Origin of the sequence: Streptomyces sp. NPDC002742 (assembly GCF_042888885.1) — a bacterium.
Taxonomy (GTDB): Bacteria; Actinomycetota; Actinomycetes; order Streptomycetales; family Streptomycetaceae; genus Streptomyces.
Map to the genome: position 1 here is coordinate 80,222 of NZ_JBIAQF010000029.1, position 13,606 is coordinate 93,827.

Annotated in this window: 12 protein-coding genes and 2 pseudogenes; 8 read left to right on the forward strand and 6 right to left on the reverse strand. The window is 70.0% G+C overall.

What is annotated here, in order from left to right; all coding sequences use genetic code 11:
• Positions 1–47: 47 nt before the first annotated feature.
• Positions 48–413, reverse strand: a complete 366-nt coding sequence (locus ACFYW8_RS36720; protein WP_389089024.1) for a helicase-related protein — start codon at positions 411–413, stop codon at positions 48–50.
• A 317-nt stretch (positions 414–730) separates the two neighbouring features.
• On the opposite strand from ACFYW8_RS36720, the gene ACFYW8_RS36725 reads away from it, so the two are divergent.
• Positions 731–1,708: a TolB family protein gene (locus tag ACFYW8_RS36725; protein WP_389089027.1), complete on the forward strand. Its 978-nt coding sequence runs from the start codon at positions 731–733 to the stop codon at positions 1,706–1,708.
• On the opposite strand, the gene ACFYW8_RS36730 is transcribed toward ACFYW8_RS36725, so the two are convergent.
• Positions 1,696–2,283, reverse strand: a complete 588-nt coding sequence (locus tag ACFYW8_RS36730) for a hypothetical protein (RefSeq protein ID WP_389089030.1) — start codon at positions 2,281–2,283, stop codon at positions 1,696–1,698. The two genes, ACFYW8_RS36725 and ACFYW8_RS36730, sit on opposite strands and share 13 nt — an antisense overlap.
• A 302-nt stretch (positions 2,284–2,585) precedes the next feature.
• On the opposite strand from ACFYW8_RS36730, the gene ACFYW8_RS36735 reads away from it, so the two are divergent.
• Both ACFYW8_RS36735 and ACFYW8_RS36740 read left to right on the forward strand, forming a co-directional pair.
• The gene (locus ACFYW8_RS36735; protein WP_389089033.1) at positions 2,586–3,563 is read left to right on the forward strand and encodes a hypothetical protein; all 978 of its coding nucleotides are present in this window, start codon (positions 2,586–2,588) and stop codon (positions 3,561–3,563) included.
• Positions 3,503–3,658 (forward strand): annotated as a pseudogene (locus ACFYW8_RS36740) (transposase); the annotation flags it as partial. The gene ACFYW8_RS36735 and the pseudogene ACFYW8_RS36740, both read left to right, overlap by 61 nt.
• On the opposite strand, the gene ACFYW8_RS36745 reads toward ACFYW8_RS36740, so the two are convergent.
• Positions 3,658–4,569 (reverse strand): LysR family transcriptional regulator, encoded by a 912-nt coding sequence (locus ACFYW8_RS36745; protein ID WP_389089036.1) that lies wholly within the window; start codon positions 4,567–4,569, stop codon positions 3,658–3,660. The pseudogene ACFYW8_RS36740 and the gene ACFYW8_RS36745 overlap by 1 nt on opposite strands.
• Positions 4,570–4,698: 129 nt before the next feature.
• Between ACFYW8_RS36745 and ACFYW8_RS36750 the strand changes: the two genes are divergently transcribed.
• From ACFYW8_RS36750 to ACFYW8_RS36760, 3 genes are all read left to right on the forward strand, one after another.
• The gene (locus ACFYW8_RS36750) at positions 4,699–5,532 is read left to right on the forward strand and encodes an inositol monophosphatase family protein (RefSeq protein WP_389089039.1); all 834 of its coding nucleotides are present in this window, start codon (positions 4,699–4,701) and stop codon (positions 5,530–5,532) included.
• A 41-nt stretch (positions 5,533–5,573) separates the two neighbouring features.
• Complete coding sequence (locus ACFYW8_RS36755) at positions 5,574–6,170, forward strand: NADPH-dependent F420 reductase (RefSeq protein WP_389089042.1); 597 nt, start codon at positions 5,574–5,576, stop codon at positions 6,168–6,170.
• A 111-nt stretch (positions 6,171–6,281) separates the two neighbouring features.
• Positions 6,282–7,823, forward strand: coding sequence for an oxidoreductase (locus ACFYW8_RS36760; protein WP_389089045.1), 1,542 nt, complete (start codon positions 6,282–6,284; stop codon positions 7,821–7,823).
• Here ACFYW8_RS36760 and ACFYW8_RS36765 read toward each other — a convergent pair.
• The 3 genes and pseudogenes from ACFYW8_RS36765 to ACFYW8_RS36775 all read right to left on the reverse strand — a co-directional run.
• Positions 7,820–7,933: pseudogene (locus ACFYW8_RS36765) on the reverse strand (IS5/IS1182 family transposase); the annotation flags it as partial. The gene ACFYW8_RS36760 and the pseudogene ACFYW8_RS36765 sit on opposite strands and share 4 nt — an antisense overlap.
• A gap of 254 nt (positions 7,934–8,187) precedes the next feature.
• A complete protein-coding gene (locus ACFYW8_RS36770) occupies positions 8,188–10,644 on the reverse strand; it encodes an FtsX-like permease family protein (RefSeq protein ID WP_389089048.1) in 2,457 nt (818 codons plus the stop codon).
• Positions 10,638–11,375 carry an ABC transporter ATP-binding protein gene (locus ACFYW8_RS36775; RefSeq protein WP_389089051.1) on the reverse strand — a complete coding sequence of 246 codons (738 nt, stop codon included), beginning with the start codon at positions 11,373–11,375 and terminating at the stop codon, positions 10,638–10,640. The genes ACFYW8_RS36770 and ACFYW8_RS36775 overlap by 7 nt, the downstream gene beginning before the upstream one ends.
• A 198-nt stretch (positions 11,376–11,573) precedes the next feature.
• Between ACFYW8_RS36775 and ACFYW8_RS36780 the strand changes: the two genes are divergently transcribed.
• On the forward strand, positions 11,574–12,845 hold the full coding sequence (locus tag ACFYW8_RS36780; RefSeq protein WP_389089130.1) for a sensor histidine kinase: 1,272 nt from the start codon (positions 11,574–11,576) through the stop codon (positions 12,843–12,845).
• Entirely contained in the window at positions 12,809–13,477 is a 669-nt protein-coding gene (locus tag ACFYW8_RS36785; protein WP_389089055.1) for a response regulator, read from the forward strand. Before ACFYW8_RS36780 ends, ACFYW8_RS36785 begins: the two co-directional genes overlap by 37 nt.
• Positions 13,478–13,606: the final 129 nt, after the last annotated feature.

Genomic DNA, 13,606 nt, shown 5'->3' on the forward strand with positions numbered 1-13,606 from the left:
CTCCCCAAATAGTTGCGTGCACATGCACCTGCTTGGTGCCGCTCGTTTCATCGAGAGCGGCGCACGCTCTCGGTGCGGGAGGCGAACACGATCGCATCTACGGCCGGCAGGTCGATGCCCTCGGACAGAACCTGGGCATTGGTGCTCACCGCGCGGTCGGCGTTCGCGAAGTCGTTCAGGAGTGTGGCGCGTTGGTCGGGTGTGTGGTTGCCGTTGATTGAGGAGATGGACAGGGCGCCGACCCAGGGCGGGCGCTGCTCGGGTGGGAGGGTACGCAGGGTGTGGCCGAACTGGCGGGCGAAGTCCGTGGCGCCGGCGACCTGTTGAAAGTAGACGATCACGTGCTTGAGGTTGAGCTCCGCTGCAGCACCAACCGAATCACCGACGTCGTGAAGGATGTCCTCGTCCTTCACCACGCGTCAGCTTGAGGCTGGAAAACGCTCAGTCAGCTCGATCTTCAACGTCCGTCGTCGAATAGCAGGTCGAACTTGATCACTCGACCGGGAGGTCCGGGGGTTGCCGTGGTCCGGCTGGCGCTTCTTCATTCCATGTGACCCGCTATTGCACAGTTGTGACAGCTGACGCACGGCTTCGGCATGCTCTGCCGGAAGACTTCTCTCATCGCGAAGGGACGGCATGCCGAGCGGACCGGTTCAGGTCCCGCATAAACAGTGGTCGGCTCCCGCGAGACTTCAGTCGCAGCGTCATCCATAGTCCTGGGGGAACCTCGATGTCCACTCGTACCCGTCGGAGCACCGCAGCCGGCCTCACCGTCGGCGCTGCGGCGCTGCTCACGCTGAGCGGCGCGGCCGCCACCGCGATGGCCGCTCCGTCCTCCAGCGGCGATGCCAGGGGCAGCGCCGCGATGGTCGCCGCAGCCGCGTCCGCCCACACGCTCACCGTGCCCAGGGGTCTGACCGTCAGCGACGGCACCCGCCAGGTCCTGGTCAACGGCAGGTCGATCGACTTCGGCACCATCGTCCGTGACCTGGCCTGGAACCCCAGCGGTACCAAGGCCGCCTTCATCGACGGTCACGGCAACCTGGACGTCGCCAACCCCGACGGCACCCACCGGGTGACGGTCGCCGCCAACCCCGGCGGGCAGACCTGGTCGCACCCCACCTGGCAGGTCACCGCGGTCGACAGGTCGAATCAGATCCCCGCGAAGAACAACCTCCTGTTCACCGCCAAGATCCACGGCAGCACCGTGCTGGAGGGTGTCAAGGCCACCAGCGACCATGGCAGGCCGGCCCGGATCAGCCTGAACGGTGACCCGGGCAGCGGCAACGTCCCGCAGACCGGCAACGCCTGGCCCAACGTCGGCGGGAAGTACGGGACTTCCGTCTACGAGAACACCCGCACCGGCGAGGTCTACATCCGCGACGACTACATCCGTCAGCAGGGCAGCGCGCTGACCAAGGGTTCCGAGCCCGCGCTCTCCCCCGACAACGAGGAGGTCGTATTCGTCCGCTCCGTCCACGGGCACGACCACCTCTTCGTCGAGGACTTCGGCGGCTCCACCAACGTCGTCAAGGACGTCACCCCCAACGCCACCACCGACTACACCGAGCCCACCTGGTCGCCCAACGGCAAGACCATCGCCTTCCGTGCCCCCACCGGTACGTACACCATCACGAAGACCGCCCACGGCTTCGGCAAGCCCGTCAAGGTCTCCAACCGCACCGGCCTGCCCGCCTACCGCGGCTGACTGCCACCCAACCGGCCGCCGGAGCGGGCGAGTTCAGCCTGGAGCTCCGGCAGGTGCTGGTCGGCCGTGTCATGCGGCAGGTACTCGACCACATCGAGAAAACGGAACAGGACCTGGGCCTTGGTGACGGCGAACTCGTAGTCGCCGTACCCCACCACGGCACCCATGTCCCCACGAACAGCGCCCCGGACGACATGCGCGGTCATGTCGTCCGGGCTTTGTGCCGTCAACCCCCGCCGCGCGTTGGGGCGCGCCAGATACGGGCAGACCATCGAGGCGTAGAGCATGCACGCGCGGTGCCCCGGAGCCTCCAGGGTCGCCGCCATGTTGCGGTACGGCCGCCCGGCAGCGAGCGCCTCGCGGATCGCGGCACTCTCCGCGGCGCCGACCACCCGCCACACCGGTCCTCTGGGCACCAGGGTGTTGCAGACCGAGCACAGCCGCTGCCGCGCACACTCGACGCTGCGCCCGTAGTCGGTGAGCGCGAACCGGGGCTCGTCGCCCTCCCACGGGGTGATGGCGGGCACGGGATAGCCACGGCTGTCACGAGGCCTGGCCTCGACTGTCGCCGGCATGGGAACGGAATCGAATCGCACACTCCATGTTGAACCACACCACCGCCCCGCCGCGACCGTCCGCCGGAACTGACCTCGCCGGGGGAATCACGACGAGGCCGGCGTATCCGTCCCGGTCGAGGACGGCGCTGCAGCCTCGCCGGGATGGCGAGTTGAGGACGGCTCATGGCCGAGACCGAAGGCTCCGTCGCCACCGTTCGCGGCGGGAGCGGCCGGATGGTGGCAGCTGCCCGACGGCGCCGAGCTCCTGGACGAGGACACGGCCCGCACCCTTTGCCGCACCCTGTCCCGCCCTGGTCACGGTGGGCAGCACCGAAGCCGGTGACCTCGTCCTGGCCGACCTCGCGCAGCTGCCTGTCCTGTTGCTGGACGGCAACCCCGTGCACATCAGCGAGGTGTGCACGTCGCCGGCGCTGGAGCCGGGCATGAGCCCGTGGGCCCAGGATGCCGAGGTGGTCGCCGTGGGGTTCGGCCAGGACCTGCCGAGTCTGCTGCCGAGTTCCCGGATCGCGCACATGCGCCGGCCCGCGCACGCACTGCGTGATCTGACCGAGCGGCTGCTGGAAGTGCATCAGATGCCCGAGACCGCCCACCACCCCTACGTGGTGCTGTGCGCGACGGCGCTGGACACCGACACGGCCTGGCAGTTCGCCGACGTCCTGGGCACCAGCCCGCAGATCCCGGTCACGCTGATCGCCCCGGCCGGCACCACCGCCGGCCACTTCCCCGAGGCGGACATCCTGGCCGTCTCCGCCACGACGCCGCAGCGCTTCGACCATCTCGGCACGGACATCATCGTGCAGCGCCTGGACCATGCCGCCTACCAGCAGATCGTCACAGCGCTCGCCGTCTCCGGACAGCCCGCCGCCAAGGCGCAGGGGGCATGGCAGCACGTTCCCGGCGAACCCGGCGGCACAGTACAGGCCGCGACAAGCCCGCAACGGGAACCGCCGCCCGGCGACGACAGCGCAGCTCCCCCACCGGCCCGCAACGGCTCAAGAGCAGCCGGCTCGGACAGGGACGATGCCGTGTTCCCGGCTCTGCTGAAAGCATCCGCCGATCCCGCCGCACCGCCCCCGCTTCCCCTGCTGCCCACACCGTCCGCCACTCCCGCCCGCACCGATGCCCAACAGACGGCCGCCGAGGCGAGCGCCGGTGCACCAGACTCGACCGCCACGGCAACACCCCCGGACCGTGCTGAGGCCGGCAGCGGTGCAACAAGCTGCTGGCCAGGCGGATCGAGGAACTGCCGGCGGCCCACCCTCTTCCGGAAATCCTGACGTGCATGCCAGGAGTCGGCGCCAGGTCCGGAGCCCGCATCCTGATCGAGGCCGGCGACGGCAGCACCTTCCCGACCGCCGGCCGCCTCGCCGCCTAATTCCGGCCTCTCGTCGGACCGGCCAGCGCGGTCCGCGCCAGTTCACGTAGCCACACATGTGCGGGGTCGGTGTCATAGCGCTGATGCCAAGACAGGTACACCGGGGCCGAAGGCAGTTCGAACGGCAGCGGGACCAGGATCAGACCGAGATCCGCAGCCGCTGAGCGTGTCGTGGATTCGGGGGCCGTGACAAGGAGGTCCGACTCGCGCACGAACTCCAGCCCGGCCCCTTCGGTGGGCGCGGTCGCCACCACACGACGGGTGAGGCCAAGCCGCGCCAGAGCCTCGTCGAGAGCGTTGTCGAACCTTCCGCGCCGCGAGATGGTGATGTGCTCGGCCTCGGCGTACCGCGCGGCGGTGACGGCTTCGGCATAGGCGAGCGGGTGCCCTCGCCGCATGACGATGACGTGGCGGGTTTCGGTCACCTGGTCGGCGCGGATCTCGGGCTGGGTCGGGCGGTTCGCGTTCGCTTCGAGGTCGACTTCGCCGCGACGCAGCCCGGGGGTGTCGACGCTCGATTCCGCGATGAAGCGCAACCGCACGCCTGGTGCCTGCTTACGGACCTCCGCGAGTAGCGCGGGACCGCTGAGGGCGACAAGAGAATCGTGCCAGCGGAGAGTGAAGGTGCGCTCGAGTGTCATGAGGTCGAGTTCACGGCTCGGTGCCAGCACCCTTTGGACCTGCTGCAGCAGATCGTGGACCTGTTCCCGAACAGCGATCGCGTACGGCGTCGGAGTCATGGTGCGCCCGGTGCGCACCAGGATCTGATCCCCCGTTGTTCTCCGGATCCGGCCGAGGCTTCGGCTCATCGCTGGGGCGGTCACGTGCAGGCGTTCGGCCGCGCCAGCCACGCTTCCTTCCTCGAGGAGCGCATCGAGCGCGGCGAGCAGGTTCAAATCCAATTGCATGTGAGTCACTCTAGCCATGCATTACATGCACTTGAGGTTAATGCTTGGTGCTCATACCTTCGAGGTGCGGGCGCAATGATCGACGGTTTCGCCCTCGGCTTCATCCCCTGCTGAGATGGGAGTACCGCCATGCCCAAATCGATTCAGAGCACTGGAAATGCCGCGACCACCGGCTCCGTGTCCGACGCCGAGCTGCTCGCGCAGACCGCGATCGCCGTAGGCGCGGCCGGCTCGGCGCTGCGGGAGCGGTTCAGCGGCGTGGTCCGCTACCGGACGCGCGAAGAGCTGATGCGCGCGCTCGCCGCCAACGACGACGCGGCCCTCGATGTCCTGCGCCCACGCCTCGCGCTCCTGCGCCCGATGGCCGGCTGGGTTGAGGAAGGGCTCGAAGGCGGGGCCCTGCCTCCCGGCGAATGGTGGGTCGTGGATCCTGCTGAAGGTAACGTCAACCACCTGCACGGCCTGCCGGAGTGGGCGGTGACCGCCACACTCGTGCGCGAGAACCGGCCGGTGCTCACCGCGATCCACCTGCCGTTGACCGGCGAGACCTACACCGCGCTCGCAGGCGGCGGCGCCTACCTCGACGGCCGGCCGCTGCGCGTTTCTGAGACCACGGACCTCGGACTGAGCCTCGTAGCCACGAGCCAGGCCCGGCCGGACGAGGACGAAGCGACCGTGCGGCGCATCGGCTCCTCGATCACCGCAATGCTGCTCGACGCGCTCGTGGTACGGACGTCTGTGCCCGCGACCCTGCACCTGCTGAACGTGGCCGCCGGGCGGATCGACGCCTTCTGGCAGTTCGCCGGGGCCCGCGCGGACCTGCTGCCCGGCGCACTGCTCGTAGCCGAGGCCGGCGGACGTATCTCCGACGCCGAGGGCCGTCCCTGGACGCCGGAGAGCGAGAGCTTGCTGGCCGCTGCGCCCGGTGTGCACGCCGATGCTGTCGCCACGCTCTCGCGCTGACCACCCTTGAGAACCATGAACACTGGAAGGACCAGATCAGCATGACCATGATCGCCGTACTCGGAAACGGCCGCGTCGGGGGCAGCCTGTCCGCAGCCCTCACCCGGGCCGGACATGAGGTGACCGTGGCGGACCGCTCGCCAGGCGCTGCCGCCGATGCTGCCCGGACAGGGCAGATCGTCATCAACGCCACGCCGGGCGCGGGCTCGCTGGAACGGCTCCTCGCTCTGCGCGAGCAGTTGGAGGGCAAGATCCTCGTAGACGTCTCCAACGCCACCGTCGACGGACCGGACGGACTGCCCGCGAACCTGCTCTACCCCGGCTCAAGCCTCGGGGAGCAACTCCAAGTTGCACTCCCCGCCACACGCGTCGTCAAGACGCTCAACACCATGCTCTACACGGTGATGACAGCGCCTGCCGCACTCGTCCAGTCGCCCACCGCCTTCCTCTCAGGTGAAGATCTGGGGGCCAAGCAGGTCGTCCACGGGCTTCTCGAAGACCTCGGCTGGCACCGGGAGTGGATCACGGACCTCGGCGGGATCGAGACCGCGCAGGCCGCCGAGGCCGCAGTCCTGTTCGTACCTCACGTAATCCGGTCCAGCGGATTCGTGCCCTTCGCCATCTCGATCACCCGCTGACTGGACGAAAGGCCGTGAGCCACGATCAAGAACCCCTGACGGAATGGTCCGCCCGACGATCCGCGAGCAGTCGGGCAAGGCGAGCGCGAGGGAGATCGCTACTCTGCATGAGTGCTCTCATACGACGAGTTGACTTCACCGGAGCGTGAGCTGTGGGACGCGTTCCCCGAGGGACGCCGCGTGGACCTGCGCACAGGAGCAGCGGAGGACGACCGTGTCGTCGAGGGTGGGCAGTGGGGCCCCGAGCGGACGGTTCGAGCTGCCGTGATCGCGGCGTTGCTCTCGGGTGCGAACGCCACGCAACAAGGCGTCGCCGCCTGCCTGGAGCTCTCCGGCGCACGGATAAGTGGCTGTCTGGATCTGTCGGACGTTGAGCTCGGTCAGGCTCTCCGGATCGAGGGGTGCTGGTTCGAGAACGCGCCGAAGTTCCAAGGGGCGTCGACTCGGACGATCCGCATGGTGGACAGCCGGTTGCCCGGCCTCGACGTCGCTCTGGTGCGTGTCGAGGGGCACCTCGACCTGTCGCGGTCGCGGGTGGAGGGGTGCCTGGATCTTCTGAATGCCTCGGTGGCAGGCGAGTTGGTGCTGAATGGCACGCGGGTGTGTGTGTCCGAGGGGTGGTCTGTGATCGCGGACGGCCTTGACACGGGGGGCGGCGTCTTCTGCATGCACGGGTTCACCGCCCGTGGCGGGATACGCCTGCTGGGAGCGCAGCTGCCGGGTGGACTGTACATGCAGGGTGCACACCTGGAGTGCCCCGTGCCGCTGGGGCGCCCCGGTCCGCGAGGACTGGCCCTGGCCCTGGACAACGTGGTGGCGTCGACGCTCAACTTCTCCGGGGGCTTCGCCGCGGACGGGACGGTGAGGCTGCGGGGCGCCCGGGTCTCGGACAGCCTGACCTTCGAAGGAGCCGTCCTGAACGCGGCACCCGACGGTGAGGGCCCGGCCCTGGCCGGCCTTCTGATGCAGGTTGCCGACTTCGACTTCACCCCCGCCCGACCGCCGTCCGGCGCGGTGGACCTGCGGGGCGCGCAGGTGTCCTACCTCCACGACAGCGAGCACAGCTGGCCGGACGTGGTGGAACTGGACGGTTTCGTCTACGGCTCCATCAAGGCGGTTGAGGGGGGCGAACGGCGGGAGGCGATGGGGCGTCGGCAGTCTGCGGCATACCGTGTGGAGTGGATACGACGCAGCCCCGGCTACAGCCCGCAGCCCTACGAGCAGTTGGCGAGCTGGTACCGGAAGGCCGGCCACGACGACGATGCCCGCCGGGTGCTTCTGGCCAAACAGCGTCACCGTCGCAGCACGCTGCATCCGGTGGGGCGGGCGTGGGGGCATCTGCTCGATGCGACCGTCGGCTACGGCTACCGTCCCTGGCTGGCCGGCGTCTGGCTCCTCGCGCTGACCGGGCTGGGGACGCTGACCTTCGGCATGCACGCCCCCAACCCGGTCCAACGAGGCGACGGTGTCCCGTTCCAGCCTCTCGTCTACACGCTCGACCTCTTGGTCCCCATCGGTGGTCTGGGTCAGCGCACGGCCTGGTATTGGTCGAATGACAGTCTCCAGTGGCTGGCCTACCTGCTGATCGCCTTCGGCTGGGTGCTGACGACCGCCGTCATCGCGGGTGTCACCCGCGCACTGCAGAAGAACTAGCGGGCGACAGCTGAGTTGAGCCGTCGCCGACAGAGCAGTGCGCATCCGAGAGCGAGGAAGGCTTCGTGGATGTCGTCGCGTATCTCCCAGCGGATCCGCAGGCGGCGGAACCTGACCTCCCCCTCATAGCGTAGAGACCGTGACTGCAGGGGAAGTTGAGGGTCGTGGCGGGCAACAGACGGAAGTTCGACGCGTTCGCCGCCGAGGTCGCACAGGCACTGGGCACTCACTGCCGCACCGCCCCCCATCGACGAGTGCACGCACGGTCTCGCTCCCCACCCGCCGAAGCAGCGACGCTTGCTGGTAGGGGGATGCCCGGTTGCTGGGGCACCGCGGCATCCGGCAGGCCGGCGCCGGTCAGAGGTCACTCGCGTACGCCCGCCAGCTCCACCGCCCTACGGCGCAGGAAGAGGCCGGCCGGAACGACCGCCGAGATCAGGGCGAGCACCGCGCAGACGCCCAGGGCCGCCGCGAGCGTCGCCCACGGGATCTCGATGGACGTCCGCACCGAGAGCAGGCGCAGCGAGCCCCACATCCCCACCAGGTTGAGCCCGGCGACCAGCGCTCCCAGCAGTCCGCCGACCATGACCACCATCAGTGCCTCGGCGCCCACCAGCCGCAGCACCTGCCACCTGGTGGCGCCGGCCAGCCGCAGCACAGCCAGCTCGCGGACCCGGTCGGAGGTCGCCATGACCATCGTGTTGGCCAGCGAGATACCGGTGTAGAGGAGGGCGATCCCGAGGACCAGGAAGAAGCCCATCCGGGTCGTCCGGTTGGTCTCGGGGTACGTCGCACGCACCCAGGCGTCCCTGGTGAGGACCTCCCCGCCCGACGCGCGCACCGCCTGACGCAGACCGGCGGCCACGGTGCCCGCGTCGGCATCGTCCGAGAGGCGTACGTCGACCCGGTCGACGGGCGCCGCGGGGGCGTTGCGCGGGGTGACGTAGACGCCGTTGTTGCCGGTGCCGATGGTCATGACCGCGGCGATCTTCAGGGACTTCCGCGTGCCGTCTCCGAGCCATACGTCCACCCGCTCGCCCACGGTGTGCTTCTGCCACTCCTCGTTGACGATGATCGAGTCGTCGTCCAAGTCGCTCACCTTCCCCGCAGCGAGCGGGAGACGGGCCGTTGTCGCGAGCGGTTCGGGCTCGACGGCCCTGGCATCGGACCTGATGAGCGCCACGCCGTCCTCCAGGACGTACACGGGGCTCGACGAGCTCGCCGAGACCTCGGCACCGGACACGGCCCGAAGCCGCTGCAGCGTCGCCTCGTCGAAGCCGGCGTTGCCCGCCGGAGTGACCACGAAGTCGGCGGCCGTCTGATCGCGCACCTCGGTTGCCTTCGCCTCGTTGAGGGTGGCGGTGGCGCCGAGCAGCGAGCCCGCCAGCGCGACCGTGACCAGCACGGGCGCCGCGACGGCGGCGGTGCGGCGGACCCCGGTGGCGGCGTTCTCCCGCACCAGCATTCCGCCGGCGCCCGGTAGTTGGGCCGGCAGCCAGGCGATCAGCCGGGCCAGTGGCCGCACCAGCACCGGCGCGAGCAGCGCGACCGCGGTGATCAGCAGCATGGGCCGGCTCACATAGGTCTTGCGCTGCAGCAGGTCGCCCGGGTTCGTCACCAGGGCCATGGTCAGTGTCACGGCGGCGGTGATCAGCAGGGCCGTGCCGAACAGCCAGCGGCCCCATGTCATCGGCCGGGTGTCCACGGACGCCTCGCGCAGTGCCTCGGTGGGACCGGTGCGCCCCGCCCGCCAGGACGCGGCCAGCACGCCGCACAGGGCCACGAACAGGCCCGTCCAAAAGGCCATGTGGTAGGGCCAGGTGTAGTCGCCGATGGTGAACCAGCGGGGCGCAAGGCTCTCGTCGACCGCCCACTCGGCGAGCTTCGGAGCCCCGTAGGAACCGAGCACACAGCCGGCGGCCGAGGCGAGCACACCGACCGTAAGCGCCTCGTAGACGACCATGCGGCGGATCTGGCCCGGGGTCGCCCCGGCGGTGCGCAGCAGCCCGAACTCGCGGCGCCGCTGGGCCACCGCGAACGCGAAGGTCGAGGCCACCACGAACACCGACACGAACCCGGTGACGCCGCCGGCCGTGCCGAACATGGCGTTCATCGCGGTGAGCGCCTCACTGTCCCGGTCGGGGTCGGCGTCCGCGTACCGGCGCGCGTCCCCGGTCAGGACCTGGACGCCCTCGCTGCCGCGCACCGCCTCGCGCACGGCCGCCGCATCGGCGTCGACCACGAGCTGGAGACTGCGCGGCGACAGTTCGGCGGCACGGGCGTCGGTGTAGAACACGGCGTTCTCGAAGCCGAGCCCGGCCGCGGTGCCGACGACGCGCACCGTGCCGCCGTCGGTCCGCACCCGGGTGCCCGGACGGGCCCAGTCACCGCTGACGACGACCTCGTCCGCGGCATCGGGCGCGCGTCCCGCGTCGAGTTCGTACGGCGCGAAGGCCGCCGTGGACCAGGGGTGGCCCACCAGATCGGCGGGTCCGCCCTCGGCCCGCACAGCGAACGACCGGTCCTCGACGACGGTCCCGAGATCCCGCAGCTTCGCAACCGCGTCGGTGGGCACGGCGCGCGGCTGCGCGAGCTTCCGGGTGCGGTCACCGATCGAGGTGGGCACCTTGAGGGTGTCCTGGCCCTTGACGACGACCCGCGCGGCGGCAAACCGCTCCGGTCCCCGGTCGGGTGCGTCCAGCGAGGACGCCAGGGCCAACCCCATCACGGCGATCAGCGCCACGCCCAGAGAGAGGGCGACGAAGCTGCCGACGAAGGTGATCCAGCGGGAGCGCAGGGTGAGCAGCGTGGTGCTCAGCACGGCGCCGCCTCGAGCTTGGTCATGCGCGCCGCGATGTCCTCGGCCAAGGCGCCGATCAGCTCGCCGTTGACACGGCCGTCGACGAGGAAGACGACGCGGTCGGCGTGGGAGGCGGCGACGGGGTCGTGGGTGACCATGATGATCGTCTGGCCGCCCCGGTCGGCCATGCCGCGCAGCAGGGTCAGCACCTCGCGGCTGGTCTGCGAGTCGAGCGCGCCGGTCGGCTCGTCGCCGAAGAGCACTTCGGGGCGGGTGATCAGGGCGCGGGCCAGGGCAACTCGCTGCTGCTGGCCGCCGGACATCTCCGTCGGGCGGTGCCGCGCCCGGTCGCCGAGTCCGACCTGTTGGAGTACCTCGTGCACCTGTGCCTTCTTCGGGCGGCGGCCGGCCAGCCGCAGCGGCAGGGCCACGTTCTGCTCGGCGGTCAGCGAGGGCAGCAGGTTGAACGCCTGGAACACAAAGCCGATGCGCTCGCGGCGCAGCAGGGTCAGCTCGGTCTCGCTCAGCGTGGTCAGTTCTGTGTCGCCCACGGTGACCGAGCCCGACGTGGGCCGGTCCAGGCCCGCGGCGCACTGCAGCAGGGTCGACTTGCCGGACCCGGAGGGGCCCATCACGGCGGTGAAGGTCCCCCTCGGGAAGGCGAGCGATACCTGGTCGAGGGCGGCTACGGCCGTGCCGCCCGAGCCGTACCGCCTGGTCACGGAGCGCAATCGGATCGCGTCGTTGGTCATGTGTCCCCCACCAGTACCTGCTCCTCGGCTCGTTGATGCCTCCACGAAACCTCGGAAGCGCCTCGTGACGCAGTACGGCCAGAACGAGACCTGGGGTAGGGCCAGGCATACCCCCGATACGCGCCCTGGACCGATGGCACCGGACCGGTGGGGCCACTTACGGTCATGCACATGCACCCTCGGAACGTATGGCAGGCCATGTCCCGGCCGGGCTTCCTGCTGTCGGCCTGGCCCTGGCGCTCCGCCGCGTATCTGCTCACCGGCGCGGTGACCGGCGCCGCCGCCCTGGTGGGGATCGTGACGGTAGCGGCGCTCTGCGGTGCGCTCGCCATCGTCTTGGTGGGGCTGCCGCTGCTCGTCCTGGTCGCCCTCAGCGGGATCCCGCTGGCCGAGGTGGAGCGGCGCAGGCTGCGCCTGATCGACCGCAACCCGGTGTCCGGCCGGCACCAGGTGCCGGCCGCGCCGGGACTGTGGGGCTGGCTGACCACCCGGCTGCGCGAACAGGCGACCTGGCGGGAGCTCGGGTACGCGCTGTTGTTCGCCGGGCTGCTGTGGCCGGTCGATGCGCTGGCGATCACGGTCGCCCTGCTCTTCCCGCTGTCCATGGTCTCCACCCCGCTGCTGATGGCCACGGTCGGTGACGGCCATGAGGCGAAGGTGCTCAAGCAGTGGACGGTCACCACCTGGCCGACCGCCTTCGGCGTCGCGGTGCTGGGCCTGCTCCTGATGGTCCCGTGTGCTTACGTGCTCGGCGTCACGGCGGGCGCCCGCGCCGAGCTGGCCCGGCTGCTGATCGCCTCCCGCGAGGGCGAGCTCGGCGCCAAGGTGGTCGAACTGGCTCGCTCCCGCGTCCGGTTGGTGGATGCCTTTGAGGCCGAGCGGCGCCGTATCGAGCGCGATCTGCACGACGGCGCCCAACAGCGCCTCGTGGCCCTGACGATGGCCCTCGGGCTGGCCCGCCTCGATGCCCCGCCCGGCCCGCTCGCCGACCAGCTCACCAAGGCCCACGAGGAGGCGGGCAAGGCGCTCGCGGAGCTGCGCGAGCTCATCCACGGCATCCACCCCAAGGTCCTCACGGACTACGGCCTTCAAGCCGCGGTCGCCGACGCCGCGGACCGCTGTGTGGTCCCCGTCGACGTCGGCCTCGAACTGCCGGGCCGGCCAACCCAGGCGGTCGAATCCGCGGCGTATTTCGTGGTCTGCGAGGCGCTGGCCAACGTCGCCAAACACAGCGGGGCCGATCGCGCGCAGGTGAGCGGCGGTCATCGCGACGGACGCCTGTTCCTCGAGGTGCGCGACGACGGCTGCGGCGGCGCGGACGCCTCGGCGGGCAGCGGCCTCACCGGTCTTGCGGACCGGGTATCGGTCCTGGATGGCAGACTTGCCCTGACCAGTCCGCCGGGTGGACCGACTCTGTTGCGTGTGGAGTTTCCTTGCGAGTTGACCAAGGCGGCCGATCACTCCGCGTAGTGCTGGCCGAGGACAGCGTGCTGCTGAGGGAAGGGCTCATCGGCCTGCTCAGCCGCTGCGGCCACGAGGTGGTGTCGGCCGTCGGGGACGCGCAGGCACTGGTCGCCGCGGTCGAGGAGCATGCCCCCGACATCGTGGTGACGGACGTACGCATGCCGCCCGGTTTCCAGGACGAGGGTCTGCACGCGGCAGTGCGGCTGCGCGCGAAGCACCCCACACTGCCGGTCCTGGTCCTCAGCCAGTACGTGCAACGGACGTACGCCGCAGAGCTCCTGGACTCCGGCGACGGATCGGGGGTCGGCTATCTGCTCAAGGACCGGGTGGGCCAGGTTGAGGAATTCGTGGAAGCGCTGCACAAGGTGGCGGACGGCGGGACGGTGGTCGACCCCGAGGTGGTGCGCCAATTGCTGCGCCGCCGCCGCGATCCGCTGGAGCAGCTCACCCCGCGCGAACGCGAGGTGCTTGCACTGATCGCCGAAGGCAAGTCCAACGGTGCGATCGCCAAGGAGCTGGTGGTTTCCGAAGCCGCGATCGGCAAGCACATCGGCAACATCCTCACCAAGCTGGACCTACCTCTGACGGACAAGACCCACCGCAGGGTCCTGGCCGTGCTCACTTACCTGCGGGCTTGACCCCGACCGGGCGCACCGTAGGGCGTTCGTTGCCGCGAGCATGCCCCGTCCGCTCTCGTGGATGGCGCGGACGGCCTCTCGATCCCTGATCTCCATCACCCATCACGTGATGTGGAATCCGAGCGCGAG

What these genes read in the sequence shown, in the direction of transcription:
- ACFYW8_RS36725 (WP_389089027.1), top strand. Translation starts at nt 731, where the DNA reads ATGTCCACTCGTACCCGTCGGAGCACCGCAGCCGGCCTCACCGTCGGC.
- ACFYW8_RS36730 (WP_389089030.1), bottom strand. Translation starts at nt 2,283, where the DNA reads ATGCCGGCGACAGTCGAGGCCAGGCCTCGTGACAGCCGTGGCTATCCC.
- ACFYW8_RS36745 (WP_389089036.1), bottom strand. Translation starts at nt 4,569, where the DNA reads ATGCAATTGGATTTGAACCTGCTCGCCGCGCTCGATGCGCTCCTCGAG.
- ACFYW8_RS36750 (WP_389089039.1), top strand. Translation starts at nt 4,699, where the DNA reads ATGCCCAAATCGATTCAGAGCACTGGAAATGCCGCGACCACCGGCTCC.
- ACFYW8_RS36755 (WP_389089042.1), top strand. Translation starts at nt 5,574, where the DNA reads ATGACCATGATCGCCGTACTCGGAAACGGCCGCGTCGGGGGCAGCCTG.
- ACFYW8_RS36775 (WP_389089051.1), bottom strand. Translation starts at nt 11,375, where the DNA reads ATGACCAACGACGCGATCCGATTGCGCTCCGTGACCAGGCGGTACGGC.
- ACFYW8_RS36780 (WP_389089130.1), top strand. Translation starts at nt 11,574, where the DNA reads ATGTCCCGGCCGGGCTTCCTGCTGTCGGCCTGGCCCTGGCGCTCCGCC.